Genomic DNA, 25,782 nt, shown 5'->3' on the forward strand with positions numbered 1-25,782 from the left:
GTAGAATTTTAGTAAAATCCTTGAAATTTTAAGGACTGAAATATGTTTAACGGACTTATTCGCGAGATAGCCGACGTTGTTGGCTACTCTCAAAACAAGCTTAGACTAAAGGCGAAACATAGACCAAATTTAGGCGATAGTATCGCGGTAAATGGCGCTTGCTTAAGCGTGATAGAGCTTTTTAATGACGGCTTTAGTGTGGAGCTAAGTGCGGAAACCAGAGCCGTTATAGCGATTGAAAATTTAAAAGGACGAGTTCATATGGAGCCTGCCATGAGGCTTGGCGATAGGGTTGACGGGCATTTGGTGCAAGGTCATATCGATGTGCTGGGCGAAATTTCAAAGATAGTTAGGCATGAAAACGGAGTGGATTTTTATATAAATTTGCCGCGAGATATCATGCACTTAATGGCAAACAAGGGCAGTATCTGCGTGGATGGAGTAAGCCTTACGATAAATGAGGTTACGCCAAACGGAGTGCGACTAACGATCATCCCTATAACGTTTCGCGAGAGCCTTTTTAGCGAGTTTAAAATAGGACGAAGAGTAAATGTCGAAAGCGATCTTTTAGCGCGCTACGTGGCTCACCAGCTTGGTTTTAAAAAGCAGATGAGCTGGGAAGAGATAGATCATATCGCAAGTCTTTATTAGAGCTGTTTAAAGCGAAATTTCAACCGAATTTGCCGTGGATGTATTGCTTAGTTTTTTTCTCTTTTGGGTCATGAAAAATTTGCTTTGTTTCGCCAAATTCAACTAAATCTCCAAGATGGAAAAATCCCGTAAAATCAGCTATTCTCATAGCTTGTTGCATGTTGTGAGTAACGACAACTATGCTAAACTCTTCACTCAAATCAACCATAAGCTTTTCTATCGTCTTTGTCGATATCGGATCAAGCGCGCTTGTGGGTTCATCCATCAAGATAAGCTCTGGCTTAATGGCTATGGTTCGCGCTATACAAAGGCGTTGCTGCTGACCGCCGCTAAGCGAAGTTGCAGGACTTTTTAACTTGTCTTTAACCTCTTCAAATAGCCCCGCCTTTTTTAGGCTATCAACTACCAGCTCATCGCACTCGCTGCCCTTTTTTACCATCTTATGCACGAGCGGAGCGTATGAGATGTTTTCGTATATGCTTTTTAAAAACGGATTTGGCTGCTGAAACACCATTCCTATGCGTTTTCTGACCTCTATCTCATCGGTGTTTTTTGAGTATATATTATGACCGTCTACGGTAACTTCTCCTGTTATCTTAACGTTTTCTATTAGATCGTTCATTCTGTTAAAACACCTTAGAAATGTCGATTTACCGCATCCCGAAGGTCCGATAAGGGCGGTGATTTTTTTATTATAAATATCCATATTTATATTTCTAAGTGCTTGTTTTTCTCCGTAAAAGAGGTTTAAATTTTTGCTTTTTGCTTTTATTTTCATATTTTTCCTTTTAGTTTTTATTGTTTTGCATTCGGCTTCTTATGATGATGGCGGCTAAATTTAGTGTAAATGTCGTAAATAAAAGCACTAAAATAGCCGCACTTGTTTTTTCTACATAAATTCGCTCCGGGCTTGAAGACCACATGTAAATTTGAGCCGGCATTACGGTTGAGGGATTTAGCACGTTTGTAGCGATTTCGGGCACAAAGGCTATCATTCCTACTATTATAAGCGGTGCGGTTTCGCCGATAGCACCTGCTAAAGCCATGATAAGTCCGGTTAAAATTCCGCTAAATGCGTTTGGTAAGACGTGATCTTTTAGCACTTGAAGTTTTGTAAGTCCGAGTGCGTATCCGGCTTGAGATATGCTCTCAGGCACCATTTTAAGAGCGCTTCTTGTGCTTACTATGACTACCGGCAGGCTCATTACGGCTAGCACAAGACCTCCTACTAGCGTTGAGCTTCTTGGCATGCCGAAGAAATTTATAAAAACGGCAAGTCCCAAAAGCCCAAATATGATAGAAGGAACGGCATTTAGGTTGTTTATATTTATCTCGATAAATTTTGTAAATTTGCTGTCTTTTGCAAATTTTTCAAGATAGATTGCGCTTGCAACTCCTATAGGGAAAGCAAGTCCCATAGCTACCATCATAGCTAGCACGCTTCCTATTATCCCCGACGCAAAGCCTGCGTTTTCAGGTATTTTAGAGTCTCCTTTTGTGAAAAAGTCTCTATTAAATTTGCTTACTATCACGCCCTTTTCAACTAGCTTAAATATAGCCTTTCTATCATCATCGCCGAATTTTGTGAAATTATGCTTTAAAAAGCTGTCCGTATCGGCGTTTGCGATTGCTTCGTAGCTTTTGGTTTCGCCTATTTTAAGACCATCTTGTTTGATTAAATTCGGTAAATTTCTAAGCCAGGCGCGAGATATGTATTTTTTCTCTACGTTTGGCAAAGAGTATGGATTTTGAAGCAGTTTTTCGGTGACGGTTATATCTATTTTTACGTAGTGTCTAGTAAATTCAGGCATTGCGGTTTTAACAAGAACCGATAAAAAAAGTAGTAAAAAGCCTATACAAAATATAAATGAAAATTTTGATAAGCCTTTAAAAATTTTGCTTTTCAACTTCCTTGCTTTCGCATCTTTTGCTATGAACGGATTTTGCATATATCGCCTTTAAAGATTTGAAATTTTATATTTTCTTTGGAAATTTCTTGAAATTAAAACGGCTATTAAATTTATGATAAAAGTTAGCACAAATAGCGTAATACCAAGAGCAAATGCGCTTAATGTAAGCGAGTTGTCAAACTCCTGATCTCCGCTTAAAACCTCTACTATTTTAACCGTAACCGTAGTCATATCTTCAAGCGGATTTAGGCTTAAATTTACCCTCAAACTTGCCGCCATTACGACTATCATCGTTTCGCCTAATGCTCTTGAAAGCCCTAAAAGAAAGGCTCCTATGATACCGGGCATCGCAGAAGGAAGCACCACAAAGCAAATACTCTCTTCTTTTGTTAGCCCAAGGCTTAAAGCCCCCTCTTTTAGTCGCTTTGGCACAAGCGATATCGCGTCATCACAAAGACTTGAGATCATCGGTATGATCATTACTCCCATGATAAGCCCCGCGCTTAAAGCGTTGTTGTAAGATGCGTTTATATCGAAATTTGAAGCTATTTTTACGATTAAAGGGGCCGCAAATATAGCCGCGAAAAATCCATAAACCACACTCGGAACCCCCGCTAAAATTTCCAAAATCGGCTTTAAAAAGCTTCTGGCTCGTCTGCTTGCATATTCGCTTAGATAAAGAGCGCTAAATAGCCCAAATGGAATTGCCGTTAAAATCGCAATTAGACTTATATAAAATGTTCCTAAAAATAGCCCGACCGATCCAAAGTGAGCCTTTTTATCCAAAAACGCATCGTGCGGCGCCCAAGTAGAGCTAAAAAAGAAGCCAAAAGCGCTCTCTTTTTCAAAAAATTTAAGCGCTTCAAAGATGATTGAGCCAAGTATCATAAGTGTCGCTAGTATCGTAATGAGCGATGATACAAATAAAAATGCGATAACTAATCTCTCGACTTTTTTGTTTGTTAGGCTTAGGTTTTGTAAATTTAGTGCCGTATTTTGGCGTTTATAGAAAAAATAAACACCAAAAGATAGGCAAAATAAAACTATATAGAGCAAATTTAACCCCTTATTTTATAACTTCACCGCTTTTTATCATCTCTTTAGTAAGCCTAATAGGCTCTGTTACGTTTTGCTTCATCTTTGTAAAAGTTTGGCTATCTGCAGGGATTAATCCGATGGTTTTTAGCACCCCTTCATCTCCTATCATCGCTTCGCTTATAAACATATCTACAAAGTCATTTATATCTTTGTTTTTTACTCTGTTTTGGTTTTTAACGTAGAAATAAAGACTTCTTGCAAGCTTGTAGCTACCGTCGCTAACGCTATTTTCATTCGGTGCTACGCCGTCTATCTTTACGGCTGCGACTTTGTCTTTGTTTTCTGCTAAAAAGCCGTATCCGAAAATTCCAAATGCGTTTTTATTTTGGGCTAGTTTTGCGATGATTAGGTTATCGTTTTCGCCTGATGGGATATAGACTCCATCGTCTCTAATTTGGCTGTATTTACCTGACTTATCACCATACTCTTTAAAGCTTTTTGAGGCTTTTTGCATGAGTTGCTCTTCAAAGCTATCTCTAGTTCCCGAAGTTGTCGGAGGTCCGTATATAACGATAGGTTTAGAGCTAAGAGAGCTATCTATATCGCTCCATTTTTTATACGGATTTGCTACTAATTTGCCATCAATTGGAACCTCTTTTGCAAGCGCTAAGAAAATTTGCTCTTTGCTTAGATTTAGTTCGCCGTTTTGCTTACCCATGGCAAAAACGATCCCGTCATATCCGATCATATATCCGCTTATATCCTCTATGCCGTTTTTTAGACACTCTTCAAACTCGCTCATTTTCATAGGACGAGATGCGTTTGCTATATCTATGCTGTTTTTGTCTTGTGACGAACAAAACACCTTAAAGCCTCCGCCCGTGCCGATACTCTCTACTATCGGGGTCTTTTTATTTTTTACAACCGCAAATTCCTCCGCAACATAACTTGCAAAAGGAAATACCGTTGAGCTGCCGGCTAGCTTTATCTGATCTGCCAAGGTTACCGTGCAAATTAGCGAAGTTAAGATTAAAGCCTTTGAAATTTTCATCTTTTTTCTCCTTTTTAGTTTTGATAGCGTAAGTGTAAAATTTTTTGGAAACTTTTAAGAAACATTTTGGATTGATTTGTTTTTTGAAATTTTGTAATATAAGATTTTTAAAATTTAAGGGATAACATGTCTGCACTGATAGCTTTGATTGACGATGAAAAGGATCTTTTGGATATTTTAGAGTATCATTTGCAAAAGGCGGGATTTGAAGTTGTAGGCTTTAGCGGCGTATCAAAGGTCGAGCAATTTTTAGAAGAGGAGAGTGTTGATCTTTTGATAGTGGATAGAAATTTAATCCATGCCGAGGGAGCTGTTTTTGTAAAAGAGCTTAGAAATAAAGGCTTTAATACGCCCGTTATATTTCTTAGTGCAAAAGATAGCAAAAAGGCTAAGCTTGAGGGTTTTGAAGCAGGCGGCGATGACTATATCACAAAGCCTTTTGATGTGGATGATCTTGTAGTTAGAGTTAAGGCTGTTTTAAAGCGAACAAAGGGTGAAAGCAAGATATACAAATTTAAAGATATAGTTATAAATTGCGAAACAAAGCAAGTTTTTGTGGCTGGTAACGAGATAAATTTAAGCAAGCTTGAGATGAATTTGCTTATAGAGTTTATAAAAAATCAAAATATAGTTTTAAGCAGAGATTATCTTTGGGATAAAATTTGGGACGGCGAAGAGATAAGCAAAAAGACGATAAATATCGCTATAAAACGCCTTAGGCAAAAGCTTGGAAATAGCGACTATATAGTTTCGGTTAGGGCTATGGGATATAAGATATGCTAGTTAAAAATAGAAATTTTGTATTTTTATTTTGCTTGCTTTTTGTGCTTTGTATAACTGTTTTAAAACTGCTTGAAAATATCTATATAAGCGCATTTTTGATATCTTTTTTATTTGTAGCGTTTTTGTTTTTTATGATCAAAAAAGACACTAGCAAACTTAATGTAAATATAGAAAATTTAAAAAATTCAAATTCTGAACAAGATGAATATAAGATGTTTTTTGGCGAGAGTAAAAATCTCCAAGATACGATAAAAGAGCTTAGAGAAGAGCTTAGAAAAAAGAGCAAAAAATCCATTAAAAAATCAGCCAAAATAAAACTTAGAAACACTCAACTCCAAGGCATTTTAAGCTCTATTTCACACGAGTTTAAAAATCCTATCGCAATCATTCAAGCCTCATCTCAAACGCTTTTAAACGATAAAAATTTAAGCAGCGATATGAGAGATAAATTTATAGAAAAGATCACCAGAAACTCGCAAAAAATCGTAAATTTGATAGATAGATTAAATTTAAAATCAACCGAAAGCCTAGAGCTAAACATCACAAATTTTAGCCTGCTAAAACTTGTAAATGAAGTTAAAAGCGAGCTTTTGGAAAAATATCCAAATAGGGCGATAAATGTACCAAAAAAAGAGATTTATATAAGTGCCGATGAGGCTCTTATAAAGCAAGTTTTAGTAAATTTCGTTGAAAATGCGCTCAAATACTCTCAAAAAGATATAGAAATTTACTTTGCAAATGAGGCTGTTTTTGTAAGAGATAGTGGCTCAGGAATAGAACAAAAAGATATAAAGCTAGTTACTAAAAAATATTTCAAAACAAAAAGCAATATAGAAACCAACTCTTTTGGCTTAGGGCTTTATATCGCAAAGCAAATTTTAAGGCTGCACGGCTTTGAGATGTTTATATTAAGCGAGGTTGGCAAAGGATCGGTGTTTGGCTTTGGCTATATTAAAAAACAGCCTGATGAAATTTTAGACGAGAGCGGACAAGCGGATGAAACAAATTAATTTTATACTTGATAACGAGCGTTTTTGCGCCGGTTTTACAACTCGTTTTGGTGGAGTTAGCAGCGGAGCTTATGAGAGCTTAAATTTGGGCGATCATGTTGGAGATGAGGCTAAAAATGTGGCTAAAAATAGAGAAATTTTAGCTAAGCTTCTTAGCGTAAAGGCAAAAAATCTAAAATTTATGCGCCAAATTCACTCAAACCGCGTGGAGATAATTAGAAATTTAGACGATGAGATAGCGCCATGTGATGGCATAATCACAAATTTAAAAGGCGTTGTACTTTGCGTTTTGGTAGCTGACTGCTCGCCTATTTTGATTGTCGATGAAATGCGCGAAGTTGTCGCTGCTATCCACGCCGGAAGAGCCGGAGTCGTGGGGCAAATTTGCACAAATGCGGTTAATAGAATGAAAAGCGAATTTGGCTCTAAAACGCAGAATCTTAAAGTCTTTGTTGGACCAAATATTAAAGGCGGCTGCTACGAGATAGGCGAACTTGATCTTGGCGAGTTTAATAGATACAAAAACGATGGTAAATTTGATATAAATGCCGCTTTAGCTGATGAATTTAAGGAGCTTGGCGTAAAGAGCGTAAAATTTGATGAAATTTGCACGCATTGCGATGAGAGGTATTTTTCTTATCGCAGAGAGCGAGTTACGGGAAGATTTGCGGGTTTTATTATGGCGAGATAGCGATTAAGCTTGGCTGTTTGATTATTGATCGATATTGCCTATTAAATTTAAATACGTAAATTTGTAGAACCATTAATAAACTTTGCGAAATAAGAAATTTTAAGCTTTTTATTTTATTTTTCTATTTTATTCTTAAATTTTGTTTTATTTTTCTTTTAAAATTATTATTTAATTTTTTAGCCTAAAAAACTTGATTTTAATTATTAGTTGTGTTATACTCTGCTTGTCCAATCTTAAAAATTTCACAAGGAGATAGCAATGAAGAAGATATTAACTTCTTTAGTCATAGCAGGTGCGTTAAGTGGTGCTTTTGCACATGATTTTTGGGTCGTAGGAAAAAATATGGATAAATTTAGCGCCGACATCGGTTACGGACATAGCTTCCCAAAACCTGAAGCGATAGCCGAGAAGAGATTAAGTCTTTTTGCTCCGCCATATATAGTGGATAAAAGCGGTGCCAAAACCGTTTTAAAGCAAGCCGGCGAAAACTATCACTATGAGGGCGAAAAGCTCAAAAAAGGCTCTTATGTGCTGGCGGGCGACTATAAACCTACGTTTTGGTCAAAAGACAAGGACGGCAAGTGGCATCAAGACGGACATAAAGAAAATGTAAAAAACGTTGAATCTTGCGGATTTCACGCTAGAACGGCTAAAAGCATAATCGTAGAAGGCGATCAAGTGGAGGACTTTATCTATAAGCCGATAGGTCAGATCGTAGAAATCGTTCCTCTAAGCGATGTTACGAAGATCAAGGTTGATACTCCTTTTAAATTGCAATTTTTCGCTAACGGCAAGCCTGCGAAAGTTGCTAAAGTTACGGGCGTGATTGAAGGATTTCCTGAGGGTAAATATACATTTTTTGGTACGACCGACCTTCAAGGGGTGATCGAAGTTATAGCTATCAAAGAGGGAAATTGGCTATTTCAAGCCAAGCACGAGACGGCTTACGCAGATCCTAAAAAATGCGACAAAGAAGAGCTTGACGCTAGCCTTGTAATAAAAGTAAATAAATAATCTTCCTTACCGATCGGACTAGTTCCGATCGCCTCTTTTTGCTTTGATAATTCAGTTTTGTTGTTTTATAATTTTATTTTTTAAGATACTTTAAGGACTGCATAATGGGATATGAAGCATTTGCGCCTAAGGATTTAAGAGTGGTAAAAATAATTCAAAACGCCAAGAAATTTGGAGTGGAAAGACTTCAAAACGAAGCTTTGGTAAAGGAATTCTTAAACCGCGAGCAAATTTCATTAAGCGAAGATGAGCGCGAAAATATAAGACAAATTTTTATAAATTTGATGAAGATTGAAGAGGAAGTGCAATTAAGCGGGTGAGATAATGAAAAAGATAGCTTTTATTGTTTTATTAGCCTTTACTCTTTTTGGCGCGCAGTTGCAAGAAGCGCAAAGACTCTTTCGCATAGGAGATGAAAAAGCCGCGATAGAAATTCTAACAAAGTCTTGCGATAGCGGGCTTTTAGACTCTTGTATTATGCTTGGGAATTTTTACTTTTCAAACGATAAGCTTAAGTATGAAAATGCCGTCAAGTTATATCAAAAAGCCTGCGAAGGCGGAAATTTACTAGGCTGTGATAGACTTGCTAGTGCTTATTATGAAGGCAGAGGTGTTAAGCAAGACTTCGCGCTTGCTGCGAAATTTGCCATGCAAGCTTGTGATGACGATATTCCTTACAGCTGCATCATCTTAGCGAATTTGCACTACTACGGAAACGGTGTCATAAAAGATCATGCACAGGCGCTTAAATTTTGCGAGCGGGCATGTGAGCTTGAGACGGCTTCAAGCTGCGTTATGGCGGCAAATATGCATGAAAAAGGCGAGGGTGCGCCAAAAGACATACAAAAATCGCTTCTTTATCACGAAAGAGCATGCGCTCTTGGAGCTAAATCAAGCTGCGATAAGGCTCAAAATCTAAAATAAACGATAAATTTAATCCACTAAAAAGAGATGATTTGTTAATATCACGTCCTTAAAATTTCACAAAAAGGACAAATTTGAATAAGATTATCTGTATGATAGTTTGCGCGGGAGCACTTTTTGCCTCGACTTTAAATAAAGCCGATGATGCTTATGTAGAGGGCAGATACGAAAAGGCGGCCAAGCTTTATGGGAAGGCTTGCGATGAGGGCGATATGCAAGGGTGTTATAACCTTGGCGCAATGCACGAAAACGAAAGAGGCGTTAAATACGACATGCAAAAGGCAGTAAACCTCTATGAAAAAGCTTGCAACGGTGATAATGTCTATGGCTGTTATAACCTTGCTATGGTTTATAGCGATTTGAAAGATTACTCAAAAGCTGTTACGCTTCTAACGAAAGCCTGCAACGGCGAAGACGGCATGGCGTGCTTTAACTTGGGCGTGTTTAACTTCAAAGGCGAAGGCATAAAAGAAGATAAAAAAGCGGGCAACGAATTCTTTAAAAAAGCTTGCCAATACGGGACTCCTGAAGGTTGCTACGAGCTAGCGCGCTCTTATGTAAGGGGCCATGGAATCGAGCTAAATTTCAAAAAAGCCGAAGAGTTTCACGCTAAAGCTTGCCAGATGCATCACGCAAGAGGCTGCTACAACGTGGGTGCGCTAAATACTAATCCGAAAGCCAAAGCTCACATGAAGCAAGATAGAGAAAAGGCTAAGGAGTTTTTTAAGCAAGGCTGCGATCTGGGTGATGAGCAAAGCTGTGAAAATTTAATGTTTATGGAGCTTGGAAAGCTTTGATTTAATTTTGCATAAAGGCTAAAATTTCTTTAAATTTGCTAAAATAAAAAATCTACATTTGAAATTTAAAGGAGTTAGCATGCTACTACTTAAAAATGCAAATTTATTTACCCCTGAGCATGTCGGAGATAGTGATGTGCTTGTGGGCGGAGGTAAAATTTTAGCTATCGGAAAAGGACTTGATTTCCGCTGTGAAAACCTTGAGACTTACGATCTTAAAGGCAAAATTTTAGCTCCCGGACTAATCGATCAGCACGTTCATATCACTGGTGGAGGCGGCGAAGCGGGCTATCATTCAAGAACTCCTGAAATTAAATTAAGCGAGATCGTAAAGCACGGTATCACGACTGTCGTTGGAGTTTTAGGCACTGATGGCTGTACCAGAAGTCTTGAAAATCTTTACTCCAAAGCAAAAGCGCTTGAATTTGAAGGTATCTCGACATTTATCCATACAGGTTCATACGCTACGCCGACTGTTACTTTTACGGGAAGTATTACTAAAGACTTAGTGCTAATCGATAAAGTTAGAGGCGTTAAAATCGCAATGTCGGATAACAGAAGCAGTTATCCGACCGATGAAGAGCTTATCAAAATCCTAACTCAGATAAGAATTGGAGGCATGATATCCAAAAAGGGCGGCGTGATGCATATGCACATGGGCGGACTATCTAGCAAGCTTGATGCGGTGTTTAGGATACTAAAAGACTGTGAATTTCCTGTTCAGTACTTCTCTCCGACACATTGTGCCAGGACAAAAGATCTCTTTGATGAGTGCTTGAAACTTCAAAAGATGGGCGGATTTTTTGATATCACAAGCGGCGGAAGCCAGTTTGCTCCGCTTCATGAGGTAATCGCTTACGGCATCGAAAAGGGCTTAAAGCTAGACATGATGACGATGAGCTCTGATGGCAACGGAAGCGTGCCTAAATTTGATAAAAGTGGCGCTCTGGTCGGATACGGATGTGCAAGTTGCAGCGCAAATTTAGACGTGCTAAGAGATGTGGTCAAAAACAAAATTTTAACTCATACGCAGGCTTTTGCTTTGATGGGAAAAAATGTGGCTAAATTTTTAAATTTAGAAAATAAAGGCTCTATAAAAGTCGGTTTTGATGCTGACTTTACGAGCTTTGATGAGGATATGAAAGTTCAAGATGTAATCGCGAAAGGCGAGTTTTGCGTGAAAGATAAAGAGCTTGTTAAAAAAGGATTTTTCGAGTGATTTTATTGCGACCGTGATAGTAAATTTGCGATTGTGTTTGAAATTTATAGGCTCTGGTTTAGTGTGCCGGGGTCTGTAAATTTTGATAATTAAAATTTACTAAGAATTTTGCTTTAACCAAAGCCTATTCATAAAATTTAGCTTAATTTTATATTGCTTTCAGTATAATCCAAGCTTCAATTCACACACACCAATCCTAAAATTTGGTTGCGACAGGTGCAAATTTGTCGTTAATGGGTGTGGAGGAGAAACCTAAATTTCGCGCAAAAGCGCACAAGGAGAACCGATATGGTAACAATGAGAGATTTGCTAGAGTGCGGCGTTCATTTCGGACACCAAACACGCAGATGGAACCCAAAGATGAAAAAATTCATTTTTGGCGAGAGAAAAGGTATCTACATTATAGATCTACAAAAAACTATCCGCTACTTCCGCTACACGTACAACATCGTTCGTGACGCAGCGGCAGAGGGTAAAACTATCCTTTTTGTTGGAACAAAAAAACAAGCCGGTCAAACAGTTGGCGAATATGCTGAAAAATGCGGAATGCCATACGTAAATCACCGCTGGCTGGGCGGCATGATGACAAACTTCGGAACAATCCGCCAAAGCATACGCAAGCTTGAAGTTATCGAAGCTATGGAAGAAGATGGCTCAATCAATCTTCTAACCAAAAAAGAAGCTTTGATGCTAAGAAGAAAAAAAGAAAAGCTTGTAGCCTACCTTGGCGGAATTAGAAATATGAAAACTCCACCTGATATGATCTTTGTTATCGATACAGTTAAAGAAAAAATAGCAGTCCAAGAAGCTAACAGATTAAAAATCCCTGTAGTTGCTCCGATAGATACAAACTGTGATCCTGACGTAATTGATTATCCAATCCCTGGAAATGACGATGCTATCCGCTCGGTGCAACTTTTCTGCCAAGAGATGGCTGAGGCTATCATCGAAGGACGCTCACAACTTGAAAAAGACGGCGGCGTAGCCGAAGAGGGCAAAGAAGAGGTTACTCAAGATGAAAAAGACGCTGTGCTAGAAGAGGCATTTAGCGAAGAAGAATTTGAAGCGGAGGATGAAGAATAATGGAAATAACCGCACAAATGGTAAAAGAGCTCCGTGAAGCAACCGGAGCCGGAATGATGGATTGTAAAAAAGCTTTAGCCAAAGCTAACGGCGATATGGAAAAAGCCGTAGATATACTTCGCGAAAAAGGTCTTGGACAAGCCGCTAAAAAAGCCGACAGACTTGCAAGCGAGGGTCTTGTAACGGTTGAAGTATGCGAACACTGCAAGAAAGCAACTATTACAGAGATAAATTCAGAAACCGATTTCGTTGCTAAAAACGTTCAGTTTCAAAACCTTACAAAAGACACTACCGCTCATATCCAAGCAAACTCTATCTCTAGCGTAGAAAGCCTTAATGAGAGCGTTATAAACGGTGTTAAATTTGAAGATTATTTCAAGGGTCAAATCGCTACAATCGGCGAAAATTTGGTAGTAAGACGCTTTGAGACGGTTAAAGTAGATGAAAACGGCGTAGTAAACGGATATGTGCATTCAAACGGACGTGTCGGCGTTATTATTGCTGCAGCTTGCGATAGCGCTCAAACAGCTCAAAAGGCAGAGGATTTCATAAGAAATTTATGTATGCATGCAGCCGCTATGAAGCCAAGCGTGATAAGCTACAAAGATCTTGATAGGGAATTTGTGGAAAAAGAATTTATCGCTCTTAAAGCCGAGCTTGAAAAAGACAATGAAGAGCTGGTTCGTCTTGGCAAACCGCTTCACCACATTCCAAGTTACGCAAGTAGGTTGCAACTTACCGATGATGTCGTAGCAAAAGCCGAAGACTCGATAAAAGAAGAGCTAAAAGCCGAAGGTAAGCCTGAGAAAATTTGGGATAAAATCATACCTGGCAAGATCGAAAGATTTTTTGCGGACAATACTGTACTTGATCAAAGACTTACGCTACTGGGTCAATTTTACGTAATGGACGATAAGAAAACTGTTGAGCAGGTAATAACTGAAAAGAGCAAAGAGCTTGGCGGTAAAATCGAGATCGTAAAATACGTTAGATTTGAGCTTGGCGAAGGCTTAGAGAAGAAAAACGAAGATTTTGCGGCGGAAGTTGCGGCGCAAATGGCTTAAAAATGGAAATTTTAAAGGGCGTAGATCTTAGCTTTGCGTATGATTATACGCTCTTTGAAAATGTCAATATATCTTTAAATTCCCGCGAAAGCTCGGCAATTTTAGGTGTAAGCGGATGCGGGAAATCAACTATACTTAATATACTTTCAACACTGCTTAAGCCTAAAACGGGCGAAGTTATTTATAAAGGCAGGTCGCTTTATGATCTCTCTTCAAACGAACTTTTGCAGATTCGCAGACTTGATTTCGGAATTATTTTTCAAGCGCACTATCTGTTTAAAGGCTTTAACGCAAGGGAAAATATCGAACTTGCGGGAATTTTATCGGGTCAAAATATAGATGAAAATATCCTTGAAAATTTAAAAATCAAAGAAGTTTTAAATCAAAAAGTAGGCGAATTGAGCGGAGGGCAGCAGCAGCGCGTGAGTATCGCTAGAGTGCTATGTAAAAAACCAAAAATAATATTTGCCGACGAACCCACTGGAAATTTAGACAAACAAACTGCAAATGACGTAATGCAAACTCTTTTTGGGTATATCAAAGCAAACGATGCGGCACTTGTGCTTGTAACGCATGATAACGAGCTTGCAAGCAGATGCACAAACGTATATAAGCTAGAGGATAAACAACTGCAAAAATGGAGATAGTAAGCTTTTTTGGCGCTGATAGAGTTATAACTTTTATGCTTTTATTCGCCAGATTAAGCGGACTAATGGTCTTTTTTCCTTTTTTTGGGCACTCTCAAATTCCTATCTCGGCAAAAACTGCTCTTACGTTTTTTTTAACTATCTTCTTGTTTCCTATGGCGAGCGTTAAAAGCGGCGAAATTTACTATCTTGCAGTTGAAATTTTAAGCGAACTTATGCTTGGACTTTGTGCAGGATTGCTTGTAACCATCGTATTTGGCATACTTCAGCTTGCCGGCGAGCAAATTTCTATGGTTATGGGCTTTTCTATGGCTAGTGTGCTTGATCCTCAGACGGGTATAAACTCGCCCGTGATGTCAAATATCATAAATTTTCTTGCTTTGATGACGTTCTTGGCATTTGACGGACATCATCTTTTGTTGCTATTTTTTGCAAATTCACTCACCCATATCCCGCTTGGCGAATTTTACCCAAGCGCAAATATAGTCCACTACACTTCAAAATCCATGATAAATCTCTTTATGTTTGGCTTTATCATGTCGTTTCCTATCCTTGCGCTTTCGCTTTTGTCTGATCTTATCTTTGGCATGCTTATGAAGACTATGCCGCAGTTTAACCTGCTGGTTGTGGGTTATCCTATTAAGATTGTGATAGGGTTTTTAGTGCTGATTGCTATTTTAACAGGAATGATGGAACTATTTAGCGAGCTTATGTTTAGAGTGATAAACGATATGCCGTCGCTCTTTTTTAACTAAGCTAGGAGTAATAAAAAATATCTTAAAATACCTATTTTAGGTTTTATGAAAGGAGTCTTGATGAAAGTCGCACTTGTCAATAGTAATCCTGCAGTATCGCGCTTGGCAACGCTTAGCCTTAGTAAAATAGGATATGAATATATTGAAGTTGATAACCTTGATGATATTAAGGGTAAGTTTTTTGATATATTAATTTTAGATAGCGAAATTACTGTTCAAGATGTAAATTTAGAAGAGATAACAAGTAAAATTTTATACCTATCTTCTAAAAGCTCTCCGGAATTTGATCGTGCGGACAAGATTTTACCAAAGCCTTTTTTACCTACGGAATTTATATCTATTGTAGAATCCTTAGGGCATACTCAAGATCAAAATTTATCTGGTTTTGATGAAGATAAAGAAAAATTTAGCGAACTAAAAGACGAACAAGGTTCTTTAGCTTCTATCGAAGATAGTGAATTTGTAGATGAACTTAGCGATGAGCTATTTAAAGATGAATTTGGTATTAAAGACGACAATATTGAAGATGACAGATTTAGCTTGGATGATTTTGATATAGACTTGGCGGATAAAGATGAAGAGGCTAGAGATTTAGATAGCACTAGTGAAGATGATGATATAAACAAAGAAGATATTTTAGAAGAATTTGATGATTTTAAAGATGAAGAACCTGCTGAGATGACTTCAAGAGAGGAGGATCTTTTGTCTGATTTTGGCTTTGATGATGACAAAAAAGAAGATATCAAAGAGAATGCAGATCTAAGTGACCTTGAAATTGAAGAGTCATCGCAACCTAAAGATGAGCTGGCTGAAGAAAATGAGTATAGCAAAAATGAAGATTTAAGTGACGAAATAGAGCTTAAAGATGATGGCGATAAGGTTGATTTTGAAACAGAAGACGATACATTTGCCGATATTAGAAAAACTATAGATGAGATAGACAATTTGGATAGTGATTTAAATTTAGATGAATTTGAAGATAAATCCGAGAGCGAATTTGCAAATGATCGCTCTGAAATGGTAAAAAAAGAGAAAAATTTAGATACACAAGATCAATTAGGAAATGAAGATTTTATAAAAGAAAGTGATGAGATGGGCGATTTTACGTTTATCGATCAAGAGAGTGAATTTAAGGGCGAGCGGTTAAATGTATCCAGCACTAGCGAATATGACGATATTGATCAGATAAAAGAAGAGGATCTGGCAAAGGCTTTGAACGAGGATTTTGCCAGTATAGTAGAACCCACAAAAAGCGATTTAGTAGGTAGCTCTGAGGCTATAAAAAAAGAGCTGGCACATAAGATAGGAGAGCAGATCACAGGCGCTCTTAGTGCCGATTCTATCAAAGAGGCCTTAAAGGGTCTAAATATAAAAATAAATATAACATTTGAGGAAAAGTAGTTTGAAGGGGCAAATTTTACTTATTTCAGGACCTAGCGGAAGTGGTAAAAGTACCCTTTTAAATAGGCTTTTAAAAGAGGAAACCGATCTTTATTTTTCGATTTCAAGTACAACAAGAGCTATAAGAGATGGTGAAAAAGAGGGTGTAAACTATCACTATATCAGCGAAGAGGAGTTTAAAAAGGGTATCGAAGAGGATAGTTTCTTGGAGTGGGCGTATGTGCATAAAAACTACTACGGAACATCATTAAAACCTGTATTAAAAGCTCTTAATGAAGGAAAAATCGCCGTATTTGATATAGATGTGCAAGGCTTTCATATAGCTAGAAAAAAATTTGGCGAGCTTATAACCTCTGTTTTTATTACAACTCACAGCCAAAATGAACTTAAACGTAGGCTCGAGGGTCGGAGAACCGATAGCGCACAAACTATTGAACATCGCCTAGCAAACGCTCTTGATGAGATGGAGCACATCTTAGAATACGATTATTTTTTCATAAACGATGATCTTGAAGAGAGTTATAAAAACTTGCAGTCAATTTTAAGAGTTATTAGGCTAAAAAGTAATAGTATAAATTTACGCGAAACTATCAATAATTGGCGTGAATTTTGAAAAATATGATAATATAACGAAAATTTTAAAAGGAGAAAAAATGGGTCCAAGTGTCCAACAATTGCTTATAGTTTTACTTATAATAGTTTTGCTTTTTGGAGCAAAGAAGATTCCGGAGCTTGCAAAAGGACTTGGTAAGGGTATAAAAAGCTTTAAATCAGAGATGGAAACTGATGATAAAAAAGCTGAGAATGTAGAGAAAGTTGAAGAGAAAAAAGAGGAAGCTATAACCGCTACAAAAGTAGATGAAACCACTAAGAGTGCGTAAGGTTTAGGGTTGAAAAATTTAGTAATAGACGAGATAAAAAAAGTTATAGAGGTTGATTTTGTCCTTGAAAAACCAAAAGATAAAAATCTCGCCCACTATGCGACTCCTCTTGCGTTTTCTTTGGCAAAAGAGCTTAAAAAATCCCCCGTAATCATAGCGCAAGATATTGCTAGCAAATTTCAAGATAGCGAGATCTTTGAAGTAAGTGCATTAAATGGCTATATAAATTTTAAGTTAAAACAAAATTTCTTAGGCAATCTTGCTAAAGCCGCTATAGAAAACCCTCAAAATTTTGCCAGAGGCGGAGCCGAAAGTGAAAAAATTTTACTTGAATACGTAAGTGCAAATCCTACAGGTCCTCTTCATATAGGTCACGTAAGGGGTGCTGTATTTGGAGATACTCTTGCTAGAGTCGGCAGATATATAGGCAAAGATATTAAGACTGAATACTATATCAATGATGCGGGTAATCAAATAGATCTGCTTGGAATTTCCATAAGTCTTAGAGCGCGAGAAGAACTTTTTAGTGAAGATGTAGTCTATCCGGAGGCTTATTATAGAGGCGATTATATCCTAGACATAGCTAAGGCTGCGGAACAAAAATTTGGCAAGGAAATTTTTTACGATCAGAGTAGAAATTTGGAGCTTGCTGATTTTGGTAAAGACATTGTATTAAATCTTATTAAGCAAAATTTAGCAGATGCGCAAATTTTTATAGAAAACTGGTCAAGTGAGAGAAGCTACTATGATCAGCTTGATGAGACTCTTGATAGGCTTAGATCTTGTAACGGAATATATGAGCAAGAGGGTAAAATTTGGCTAAATTCTAGTTTAGTAGGAGACGAAAAGGATAGGGTTATAGTGCGCGAAGATGGTCGCGGAACCTATCTGGCGGGAGATATTGTATATCACAATGATAAATTTAAGCGCGGATACGATAGATATATAAATATCTGGGGAGCCGATCACCACGGTTATATAGCGAGAATGAAAGCGGCCGTGCATTTTCTTGGCTATGATGAAAATAGACTAGAAGTTTTACTCTCGCAGATGGTTAGCCTGCTTAAAAACGGCGAGCAATTTAAGATGAGTAAGAGAAGCGGCAATGTAGTCTTGATGAGTGATGTTGTGGAAGAGATTGGCTATGAAGCTCTTAGATTCATATTCCTTAGCAAAAAGAGCGATACTCACCTTGAATTTGATGTAGACGAGCTTAAAAAAGAGGATAGTTCAAACCCGGTTTTTTACATAAATTACGCTCATGCAAGAGTTAATCAAATTTTTGCAAAGGCTGGTAAAGTTGTAGATGATGTCAAAAATGCGAGCTTTGTAAATTTGAATGAAGATGCTAAAAATCTGCTTTTTGAAGCACTTGCTTTAAACGAGGTTTTAGTAGATGCGTTTAACGCTCGCTCTATGCAAAAAATTTGTGACTACTTAAAGTCTTTAGCTGCTAATTTTCATAAATTTTATAATGAAAATCGCGTTGTCGGGAGCGAAAACGAAGATGAGTTGTTAAAATTATTTGCAGTTGTTGCACTCTCTATAAAAACAGCGCTTTCTCTTATAGGGATAACTGCAAAAGATAAGATGTAAATTTATGCTAAGTTAAAATGAAGTTAGCTAAAAAACGAAAGATTAGATCCTGGCTTATCATACTATTTTTAGCCAGTTTTTCTATTTTGCTATCTAAAATTCCTCCATTTTCCACTTTTTATATTAGCCCTCTTATAATCGCCGTGGTTGTTGGAGCTATACTTGGCAATATCTCTTATAAAAATGTATTAATGCTAAGAAGAAGCCATGTTTTAGCCGTGAGTACAAAGCAAATTTTAAGACTTGGGATTATTCTTTTTGGATTTAAGCTTAGTATTGCAGATATTTCACAGGTCGGTATTGTAGGTATATTCTTATCGTTTTTTATCGTATTCTCAACATTTTTCATTGGATATTATTTAGGGCAAAAGATAGGTCTTGATAGAAAAAGCGCGGCGCTGATTAGTAGTGGTAGCTCTATATGCGGTGCTGCTGCAGTGCTTGCCGCAGGAAGCGTCATAAAAGCAAAAAGCGATCAGATAGCCATAGCCGTATCTACCGTGGTTGTATTTGGCACGATAGGTATGTTTGTCTATCCTCTTATATTTGGCTCTCAAATTTTAGCTTTTAGCGAGTTAAAGATGGGATTTTTTACCGGAGCTAGTTTGCATGAGGTGGCTCATGTAGTAGGAGCTGGATCTGCTATAGGCGAAGTGGCTCAGGCAAATGCAGTTATAATTAAAATGCTAAGAGTCTTGATGCTCGCTCCGTTTTTGATAGTTCTTAGCTCATTAAATTTAGAAGTATCAAATGGTAAAAAATTATTAAATATAAGAGCCTCTTTCCCATATTTTGCACTATGGTTTTTATTCGCCGTATCTTTTAATTCAATTGGAATCTTAAGTGACTTTTTGCTAGATATTATCTATTTTATAGATATTTTATTATTAACTATTGCGATGAGTGCACTTGGGGTAACGATAAGAAAAGATGTTTTGAAAAATGCCGGCAAAAAGCCTTTTGTTTTGGCTTTTATTCTGTTTGTTTGGCTATTTTTATCGGCTTTTTGTCTAGTTAAATTTCTAGTATGAGCTTAAAAGCGATCTACTTATCGAGATTTTTTACATTTGTTTTTATATTTTTATTAGTGGTTATAGAGTATATGGCTATTATAAGTGTGGAATTTGAGCTTGTAAAAAGCAGTTGGGATAAGATAAATCATTTTTTAGCTTTTGTTGCGCTTTATATCACTATGAATTTTGGGTTAAAAAGTCTAAATTTAATCCAAAAAATAGTTATACTAATGATCTATGCGGCTCAAATAGAAGTTGTTCAAGTGTTTTTGCCAAATAGGTATTTTAGTCTGCTTGATATTTTAGCCGATTTTATAGGGGTATTATTTGGAATCTTGGCGGTAAGGGTTTTGTTAAAATTTACCGCCAGGTAGGCTTAGCTTCTTTGCTCTTTTAGTTTTGATAAAAACTCTTCGATATTGTATTTAGCGCGGTATTGTGGGCTTAGAAGATGTATTAGGATATCTCCCAGATCCAGCACAACCCAATCGGGCGAGCTTTCTATGCCTAAAAATTCCTCTCCAAGCGGTTTTAGTGCTAGCTTTAAATCATCTGTTAAAGAGTATGCGTGCCTCTCTCCCATTGTAGTTGCGATTACTACATATTTTACGAAATAATCCTTTTCTCTCATATCAAAGGCTTCTATTGACTCAGCCTTCTTTTCATCTAGAATTTTGATGATTCTGTCGATTCTTTCTTGCATTTTAATCCTTGGTAAAATTTTATAACTTCATCTTTTATTTTAGCAGGAATTTGATCTTGTACCAGATCGCTTCTTATTTTAGAAGATGAGATATCTATATGTATATCAAGCTTTTGAAGCTTTTTTGGTATCTTAATATGATCTCTTTTGGCCACTATAAAATGAACTAAAGAGCTAAGAAGCTCAAAATTATGCCATTTATCAAGAGTCGCCAAGTGATCGGCTCCTATTAAAAGATATAATTTCTTTATATCGTAAATATCATAAAGGTGTAAAACACTCTCTATCGTAGGCACAGGGCGATTTTGATCTATCTCAAATCTGCTTATTTCAACATTTGGCAGATCTCCCCAAATCTCCTTTGTCCATTTGAGTCTAAGTTCTGGAGGCGCTGAAAATTCTGCCTTAAAAGGGCTAATGTATGTAGGCATTATTATGAGTTTATCTATATCAAGGCTATCAATCGCCATCTTTACGATACTGTCATGCCCAAGATGAGGAGGATCAAAACTCCCACCAAAAAATGCCAACTTCATTCCCAATACATCCTATTTGTATCTGCTAAAATTTAGATATAAAGCTTATCAAAATTAGAGTAAAACTGAGTTGAAAAATATATAAATTAAAAATTTTAATTAATAAAGCAGGGTTAAAGTTCTTTATATGTAAAATTTAGCAAATTTCATTATCAAAGGAAGTACGAATGGTTAAAATCGCTATAAACGGCTTTGGTAGGATTGGAAGATGTGCGGCGCGTATTATATTAGAGCGTGACGACGTAGAGCTAGTCGCCATAAACGATACGGCAAAGAGAGAGATGACAAGGTATCTTTTAAAATATGATACTGTTCATGGGGAGTTTAAGCAAGATGTAAAAGTTATAGATGACGACTACATCGAGGTTAATGGTAAAAAAATAAGAGTTTATTCTACAAGAGATGCAAATGAGCTTGATTTTGCAGCCTTTGGTGCTGATGTTGTGCTTGAGTGCACAGGAGCTTATCTAACTACTGAAAAATGCCAACCTTATATCAAGAATGGGATTAAAAAAGTTGTGATGAGCGCTCCCGCAAAAGATGATACACCTACATACGTAATGGGCGTAAACGAGGAGCTTTACAAGGGTGAGGCTATAATATCAAACGCAAGTTGTACTACAAACTGCCTTGGTCCGGTCGCAAAGGTTTTAGATCAAAAATTTGGCATAGTCAAGGGTCTTATGACAACTGTTCATGCGTATACACATGGACAAAGTTTGGTTGATGTTAAAGCTAAAGATTTTAGACGAAGTCGTGCAGCGGCATTAAATATCGGACCTACTACCACTGGAGCTGCAAAAGCTATTAGCAAGGTACTTCCGCAACTTGCCGGCAAGATGCACGGTCAAAGCGTGCGTGTACCTGTGGCAAACGTTTCTATGGTTGATTTGACAGTAGTTTTAAATAAAAAAGTAAGTGTAGAAGATGTCAATAACGCCTTTAGAGATGCTGCAAATGGTGCTATGAAAGGAATTTTACTTGTAGATGACGATCAAAGAGTATCAAGTGACTTTATGACTTCAAGCTATAGCTCTATCGTAGCAAGCGATATTACTCAAGTAATTTGCGATGATCTTGTAAAGGTCATGGCGTGGTATGACAATGAGTGGGGATATTCGCAGCGCCTTGTAGATTTAGCGGTTTTAGCTGTAAAAAAGGGTTAGTATGAGTGAAATTTTATCTATAAACGACCTTGACTTAGCTAAGAAAAAAGTATTTATTAGGTGCGATTTTAACGTGCCTATGGATGAGTTTTTAAATATTACCGATGACCGCAGAATTCGCTCAGCGATTCCTACTATAAAATACTGCCTTGATCATGGATGCAGCATTGTTTTAGCAAGCCACTTGGGTCGCCCAAAAAACGGCTTTGAAGAAAAATTTTCTCTTAAAAATGTTGCTAAAAGACTATCTAGACTGCTTGATCGTGATGTAATATTTGCAAATGATGTTATAGGCGATGATGCTATGAAAAAAGCAGCAGAGCTAAAAGCAGGTGAAATTTTAATGATAGAAAATCTTCGCTTTGAAAAGGGCGAGACAAAAAATGATGAGAATTTGGCTCGTGAGCTGGCAAAATTTGGTGAAGTCTATATAAATGACGCCTTTGGAGTATGTCATAGAGCTCACGCTTCGGTTGAGGCTATTACTAAATTTTATGATGAAAATCATAAGGCTGCCGGATTTTTACTGCAAAAAGAGATAAATTTCGCTCAAAATTTGATAAAACATCCTTCACGTCCGTTTGTAGCTGTTGTGGGCGGCTCAAAAGTAAGCGGAAAGCTTCAAGCGCTTCACAATCTACTTCCTCGAGTAGATAAGCTGATAATAGGTGGAGGAATGGCATTTACTTTCTTAAAAGCGCTTGGCGAGAATATAGGAAATTCTCTTCTTGAAGAGGATTTAATAGAGGATGCGAATGAAATCTTAAAAAAGGGCAAAGAGCTTGGAGTTAAAATTTACTTGCCGGTAGACGTAGTGGCCGCTCAAACGTTTTCTGCTGATAGTGCGGTTAAATATGTCTCTTCTAAAGAGATACCAAATGGTTGGATGGGGCTTGATATAGGACCTGCTTCGGTAAGATTGTTTAAAGAGGTTTTAGCCGATGCTCAAACCATCTGGTGGAACGGCCCTATGGGTGTTTTTGAGATGGATAAATTTAGCAAGGGAAGTATTAAGATGAGCCACGCTATCGTAGAAACTCATGCTACAACTGTCGTTGGCGGCGGAGATACCGCTGATGTGGTCGAACGTGCCGGAGATGCCGACGAGATGACCTTTATCTCAACTGGTGGAGGAGCGAGCTTGGAGCTAATAGAGGGCAAGGAACTACCTGGCATAAAACCTCTTAGAAAGGCGTGTGAGTCGTGATATTTGCAGCAAATTTAAAGTGCAATCATACAAGAGAGAGCTTTAGGGAGTATGCTGAAATTTTAAACTCAAATTTGGATCAAAATGAAAATGTATTGGTATTTCCGCCTTTTAGTGCTTATGAAAAGACTGATTATAAATTTAAGCTTGGAGCGCAAAATTTCTATCCTTGCGAGAGCGGAGCCTTTACTGGCGAGATCGGTAAAGCTATGCTTGATGAGCTTGGTATAAGAACTGTTCTCATCGGACACTCTGAAAGGCGTGAAATTTTAAACGAAAGCGAGGAGTTTTTAAAAGTCAAATTTGAATTTGCCGCCAAAAACGGTTGGGATATAATCTACTGTGTAGGCGAAAATTTAGCCACCAATGAGGCTAACAAAACTAAAGAGTTTTTAAAAAATCAGCTTAACAATATAGATCTAAGCTATGAAAATCTATGTATCGCCTATGAGCCGATCTGGGCCATAGGCACTGGCAAGAGTGCGAGCGGTGAGCAGATAGAGGAAATTTTAAATTTCATAGCAAATTTGACCAAAGCACCGCTTCTTTACGGAGGAAGCGTAAATGCGAAAAATATTGGGCAGATCGCTAAAATTTCTAGCTGCAATGGAGTTCTTGTGGGTACTGCAAGTTGGGATGCGTATAATTTTTTAAATTTAATAAAGGAAGCAAAATGATAATGAATGGCAAAAAAGGTTTAATAGTCGGTGTTGCAAACGCTAAATCAATAGCTTACGGTATTGCGGAAGCTTGCCATCAGCAAGGCGCACAGCTTGCTTTTACGTTTTTAAATGATGCTTTAAAAAAACGCGTAGAGCCTATAGCTGAGGAGTTTGGAAGCAAATTTGTATATGAGCTTGATGTAAATAATCCTGCCCATTTGGACGGTATAGCTGATAAATTAAAGGCAGATTTGGGTGAAATAGATTTCGTTGTCCATGCTGTAGCTTATGCACCTAAAGAGGCTCTTGAAGGAGAGTTTATAGAGACTACAAGGGAAGCCTTTGATATCGCCATGGGAACTAGCGTATATTCGCTTTTAAGTCTTACAAGAGCCGTTATGCCTGTGCTTAAAGAGGGGGGGTCTATCCTAACTCTTACATATCTTGGCGGACCTCAATTTATACCTCATTACAATGTAATGGGTGTTGCAAAAGCGGCTCTTGAGAGTTCTGTGCGATATCTTGCTCATGATTTAGGCCCAAAAAATATCAGAGTAAACGCCATCTCTGCAGGTCCTATCAAAACTCTAGCCGCAAGCGGAATAGGTGATTTTAGAATGATTTTGCGATATAACGAGGTAAATAGCCCTCTAAAACGCAATGTGACTACAGAAGATGTAGGTAAGAGCGCTATGTATCTTTTAAGCGATCTTGCAAGTGGTGTAACAGGTGAAATTCACTATGTGGACTGCGGATATAATATAATGGGAATGGGCGATATCGCTAAAGACGAAGAGGGAAATACCATCTTGGCATGGGATGCTAAATAAATAAATTTAATGAGCCCTAAATAATAAATTTAGGGTCTCATCTCTTGATATTTAAGGATATGATATGTCAAAACTTTTTACTCCATTTAAAATAGGCGATATAGAGATAAAAAATCGTATAGTTATGCCACCTATGTGCATGTATAAGGTTAAAGGCGATAATGGCTTGCCAAGGTGCTTTCATAAGCTTCATTATGCTGCTCGTTCGCTTGGAGGAGTTGGGCTTATCATAGTAGAGGCTACTGCGGTTGAGCCACGAGGTAGGATAACTCACAGCGATCTTGGTCTTTGGAGTGATGAGCAAATAGAAGAGCATGCAAATCTTGTAAAAGATTGTGCAAAATATGGAGCCAAAATGGCTATACAACTAGCTCATGCCGGACGCAAAAGCACATGCGATAGCCAAAGTATAGCACCAAGCGCTATTAAATTCAGTGATGATTATAAAACACCAAAAGAGATGAGTATAGATGATATAAATGATCTTAAACAAAATTTTAAAAATTCTGCCATTAGAGCTCAAAAAGCAGGATACGAGATCATAGAAATTCATGCTGCGCACGGGTATTTGATAAGTGAATTTTTATCTCCATCTATAAATAATAGAAGTGATCAATATGGAGGAGGCTTTGAAAATCGTACGAGATTGTTACGTGAAATTTTAACAGATGTTAAAAATGCCGTAAATATCCCGGTAGGAGTTAGGATAAGTGCCGATAGTTGGCTAAATAAAGATTGGAAGCTGGACGATAGTGTAAAGCTATCTTGCGAGCTTGAAAATTTAGGAGCAGCATATATTCATGTATCCTCTGGAGGATTTTTTGACACAAAAAAGCTTGATAATATGCCTAAATTTTTGCCTCTTTATCAGGCAGATTACGCAAAAGCCATAAAAGAATCGGTAAAAATCCCTGTTATTGCAGTTGGTATGATAACTACGGCAAGCCAAGGTGAAGCGCTACTTATGGGTAATGTTTGCGATGCAGTTGCTTATGGAAGAGAGCTTATTAGAAATCCAAATTTTGCTCAGCTTGCTATGAGTGAATTAGGCCGAGAGGATCTAATAGAAAAACCATATCAAAGAGCATTTTAAACAATACAAGCACTATTTAAAATTTAAAACTATCGCTAAGACGCTATTTTAGTCATT

Annotated in this window: 30 protein-coding genes; 24 read left to right on the forward strand and 6 right to left on the reverse strand. The window is 37.5% G+C overall.

Annotated elements, in window-relative coordinates; translation table 11 throughout:
- Nucleotides 1–42: 42 nt before the first annotated feature.
- A complete protein-coding gene (gene ribE, locus CDOM16190_RS05610) occupies nt 43–651 on the forward strand; it encodes a riboflavin synthase (RefSeq protein ID WP_170019260.1) in 609 nt (202 codons plus the stop codon).
- 19 nt (nt 652–670) lie between these two features.
- On the opposite strand, the gene pstB is transcribed toward ribE, so the two are convergent.
- The 4 genes from pstB to CDOM16190_RS05630 all read right to left on the reverse strand — a co-directional run bounded on the left by pstB (nt 671) and on the right by CDOM16190_RS05630 (nt 4,650).
- The gene (pstB, locus tag CDOM16190_RS05615; RefSeq protein WP_349644381.1) at nt 671–1,423 is read right to left on the reverse strand and encodes a phosphate ABC transporter ATP-binding protein PstB; all 753 of its coding nucleotides are present in this window, start codon (nt 1,421–1,423) and stop codon (nt 671–673) included.
- A 16-nt stretch (nt 1,424–1,439) separates the two neighbouring features.
- Entirely contained in the window at nt 1,440–2,600 is a 1,161-nt protein-coding gene (gene pstA / locus CDOM16190_RS05620; protein WP_170019262.1) for a phosphate ABC transporter permease PstA, read from the reverse strand.
- A gap of 9 nt (nt 2,601–2,609) precedes the next feature.
- On the reverse strand, nt 2,610–3,497 hold the full coding sequence (gene pstC / locus CDOM16190_RS05625; RefSeq protein ID WP_349644382.1) for a phosphate ABC transporter permease subunit PstC: 888 nt from the start codon (nt 3,495–3,497) through the stop codon (nt 2,610–2,612).
- 130 nt (nt 3,498–3,627) lie between these two features.
- The gene (locus CDOM16190_RS05630; RefSeq protein WP_170019264.1) at nt 3,628–4,650 is read right to left on the reverse strand and encodes a substrate-binding domain-containing protein; all 1,023 of its coding nucleotides are present in this window, start codon (nt 4,648–4,650) and stop codon (nt 3,628–3,630) included.
- Nucleotides 4,651–4,776: 126 nt separating this feature from the next.
- On the opposite strand from CDOM16190_RS05630, the gene CDOM16190_RS05635 reads away from it, so the two are divergent.
- The 18 genes from CDOM16190_RS05635 (at nt 4,777) to CDOM16190_RS05720 (ending at nt 19,902) form a co-directional block, all read left to right on the forward strand.
- Nucleotides 4,777–5,433, forward strand: a complete 657-nt coding sequence (locus tag CDOM16190_RS05635) for a response regulator transcription factor (protein ID WP_170019265.1) — start codon at nt 4,777–4,779, stop codon at nt 5,431–5,433.
- Nucleotides 5,427–6,443 (forward strand): sensor histidine kinase, encoded by a 1,017-nt coding sequence (locus CDOM16190_RS05640; protein WP_170019266.1) that lies wholly within the window; start codon nt 5,427–5,429, stop codon nt 6,441–6,443. The genes CDOM16190_RS05635 and CDOM16190_RS05640 overlap by 7 nt, the downstream gene beginning before the upstream one ends.
- The gene (gene pgeF, locus CDOM16190_RS05645) at nt 6,430–7,134 is read left to right on the forward strand and encodes a peptidoglycan editing factor PgeF (protein WP_170019267.1); all 705 of its coding nucleotides are present in this window, start codon (nt 6,430–6,432) and stop codon (nt 7,132–7,134) included. Before CDOM16190_RS05640 ends, pgeF begins: the two co-directional genes overlap by 14 nt.
- 258 nt (nt 7,135–7,392) lie before the next feature.
- Nucleotides 7,393–8,148 carry a DUF4198 domain-containing protein gene (locus tag CDOM16190_RS05650; RefSeq protein ID WP_170019268.1) on the forward strand — a complete coding sequence of 252 codons (756 nt, stop codon included), beginning with the start codon at nt 7,393–7,395 and terminating at the stop codon, nt 8,146–8,148.
- A 104-nt stretch (nt 8,149–8,252) separates the two neighbouring features.
- The gene (locus CDOM16190_RS05655) at nt 8,253–8,468 is read left to right on the forward strand and encodes an acetyltransferase (RefSeq protein WP_169939904.1); all 216 of its coding nucleotides are present in this window, start codon (nt 8,253–8,255) and stop codon (nt 8,466–8,468) included.
- Nucleotides 8,469–8,472: 4 nt separating this feature from the next.
- Nucleotides 8,473–9,072 carry a tetratricopeptide repeat protein gene (locus CDOM16190_RS05660; protein WP_170019269.1) on the forward strand — a complete coding sequence of 200 codons (600 nt, stop codon included), beginning with the start codon at nt 8,473–8,475 and terminating at the stop codon, nt 9,070–9,072.
- A 74-nt stretch (nt 9,073–9,146) separates the two neighbouring features.
- Nucleotides 9,147–9,869, forward strand: coding sequence for a tetratricopeptide repeat protein (locus CDOM16190_RS05665; RefSeq protein WP_170019270.1), 723 nt, complete (start codon nt 9,147–9,149; stop codon nt 9,867–9,869).
- A 79-nt stretch (nt 9,870–9,948) separates the two neighbouring features.
- Nucleotides 9,949–11,088: a beta-aspartyl-peptidase gene (gene iadA / locus CDOM16190_RS05670; protein ID WP_170019271.1), complete on the forward strand. Its 1,140-nt coding sequence runs from the start codon at nt 9,949–9,951 to the stop codon at nt 11,086–11,088.
- Between the two features lie 288 nt (nt 11,089–11,376).
- A complete protein-coding gene (gene rpsB, locus CDOM16190_RS05675) occupies nt 11,377–12,171 on the forward strand; it encodes a 30S ribosomal protein S2 (RefSeq protein ID WP_169939912.1) in 795 nt (264 codons plus the stop codon).
- Entirely contained in the window at nt 12,171–13,235 is a 1,065-nt protein-coding gene (gene tsf / locus CDOM16190_RS05680) for a translation elongation factor Ts (RefSeq protein WP_170019272.1), read from the forward strand. The genes rpsB and tsf overlap by 1 nt, the downstream gene beginning before the upstream one ends.
- Before the next feature lie 2 nt (nt 13,236–13,237).
- A complete protein-coding gene (locus tag CDOM16190_RS05685) occupies nt 13,238–13,882 on the forward strand; it encodes an ABC transporter ATP-binding protein (RefSeq protein WP_170019273.1) in 645 nt (214 codons plus the stop codon).
- The gene (fliR, locus tag CDOM16190_RS05690) at nt 13,873–14,637 is read left to right on the forward strand and encodes a flagellar biosynthetic protein FliR (protein WP_170019274.1); all 765 of its coding nucleotides are present in this window, start codon (nt 13,873–13,875) and stop codon (nt 14,635–14,637) included. Before CDOM16190_RS05685 ends, fliR begins: the two co-directional genes overlap by 10 nt.
- A gap of 60 nt (nt 14,638–14,697) precedes the next feature.
- The gene (locus tag CDOM16190_RS05695; protein WP_170019275.1) at nt 14,698–16,038 is read left to right on the forward strand and encodes a midas domain-containing protein; all 1,341 of its coding nucleotides are present in this window, start codon (nt 14,698–14,700) and stop codon (nt 16,036–16,038) included.
- 1 nt (nt 16,039) lies between these two features.
- Nucleotides 16,040–16,651, forward strand: a complete 612-nt coding sequence (gmk, locus tag CDOM16190_RS05700) for a guanylate kinase (protein WP_170019276.1) — start codon at nt 16,040–16,042, stop codon at nt 16,649–16,651.
- 40 nt (nt 16,652–16,691) lie between these two features.
- The gene (gene tatA / locus CDOM16190_RS05705) at nt 16,692–16,919 is read left to right on the forward strand and encodes a twin-arginine translocase TatA/TatE family subunit (RefSeq protein ID WP_169972840.1); all 228 of its coding nucleotides are present in this window, start codon (nt 16,692–16,694) and stop codon (nt 16,917–16,919) included.
- Nucleotides 16,920–16,928: 9 nt separating this feature from the next.
- The gene (gene argS / locus CDOM16190_RS05710; protein WP_170019277.1) at nt 16,929–18,515 is read left to right on the forward strand and encodes an arginine--tRNA ligase; all 1,587 of its coding nucleotides are present in this window, start codon (nt 16,929–16,931) and stop codon (nt 18,513–18,515) included.
- A 17-nt stretch (nt 18,516–18,532) separates the two neighbouring features.
- On the forward strand, nt 18,533–19,546 hold the full coding sequence (locus tag CDOM16190_RS05715; protein WP_170019278.1) for a YeiH family protein: 1,014 nt from the start codon (nt 18,533–18,535) through the stop codon (nt 19,544–19,546).
- A gap of 71 nt (nt 19,547–19,617) precedes the next feature.
- Nucleotides 19,618–19,902, forward strand: a complete 285-nt coding sequence (locus tag CDOM16190_RS05720; protein WP_249934122.1) for a VanZ family protein — start codon at nt 19,618–19,620, stop codon at nt 19,900–19,902.
- Nucleotides 19,903–19,904: 2 nt separating this feature from the next.
- Here CDOM16190_RS05720 and rsfS read toward each other — a convergent pair whose 3' ends face one another.
- Nucleotides 19,905–20,231 (reverse strand): ribosome silencing factor, encoded by a 327-nt coding sequence (rsfS, locus tag CDOM16190_RS05725; protein WP_169972848.1) that lies wholly within the window; start codon nt 20,229–20,231, stop codon nt 19,905–19,907.
- Nucleotides 20,195–20,767, reverse strand: a complete 573-nt coding sequence (nadD, locus tag CDOM16190_RS05730) for a nicotinate (nicotinamide) nucleotide adenylyltransferase (protein ID WP_170019280.1) — start codon at nt 20,765–20,767, stop codon at nt 20,195–20,197. Before nadD ends, rsfS begins: the two co-directional genes overlap by 37 nt.
- Nucleotides 20,768–20,934: 167 nt before the next feature.
- Here nadD and gap point away from each other — a divergent pair, with 167 nt between their 5' ends.
- The 5 genes from gap (at nt 20,935) to CDOM16190_RS05755 (ending at nt 25,725) form a co-directional block, all read left to right on the forward strand.
- Nucleotides 20,935–21,933, forward strand: coding sequence for a type I glyceraldehyde-3-phosphate dehydrogenase (gap, locus tag CDOM16190_RS05735; protein WP_170019281.1), 999 nt, complete (start codon nt 20,935–20,937; stop codon nt 21,931–21,933).
- 1 nt (nt 21,934) lies between these two features.
- Nucleotides 21,935–23,140 (forward strand): phosphoglycerate kinase, encoded by a 1,206-nt coding sequence (locus CDOM16190_RS05740; RefSeq protein WP_170019282.1) that lies wholly within the window; start codon nt 21,935–21,937, stop codon nt 23,138–23,140.
- Entirely contained in the window at nt 23,137–23,817 is a 681-nt protein-coding gene (locus CDOM16190_RS05745; protein ID WP_170019283.1) for a triose-phosphate isomerase, read from the forward strand. The genes CDOM16190_RS05740 and CDOM16190_RS05745 overlap by 4 nt, the downstream gene beginning before the upstream one ends.
- Nucleotides 23,814–24,632 (forward strand): enoyl-ACP reductase FabI, encoded by an 819-nt coding sequence (fabI, locus tag CDOM16190_RS05750; protein WP_170019284.1) that lies wholly within the window; start codon nt 23,814–23,816, stop codon nt 24,630–24,632. Before CDOM16190_RS05745 ends, fabI begins: the two co-directional genes overlap by 4 nt.
- Nucleotides 24,633–24,696: 64 nt before the next feature.
- The gene (locus tag CDOM16190_RS05755; RefSeq protein WP_170019285.1) at nt 24,697–25,725 is read left to right on the forward strand and encodes an NADH:flavin oxidoreductase/NADH oxidase; all 1,029 of its coding nucleotides are present in this window, start codon (nt 24,697–24,699) and stop codon (nt 25,723–25,725) included.
- Nucleotides 25,726–25,782: the final 57 nt, after the last annotated feature.

The organism is Campylobacter sp. RM16190, from assembly GCF_012978835.1.
Lineage (GTDB): Bacteria > Campylobacterota > Campylobacteria > Campylobacterales > Campylobacteraceae > Campylobacter_A.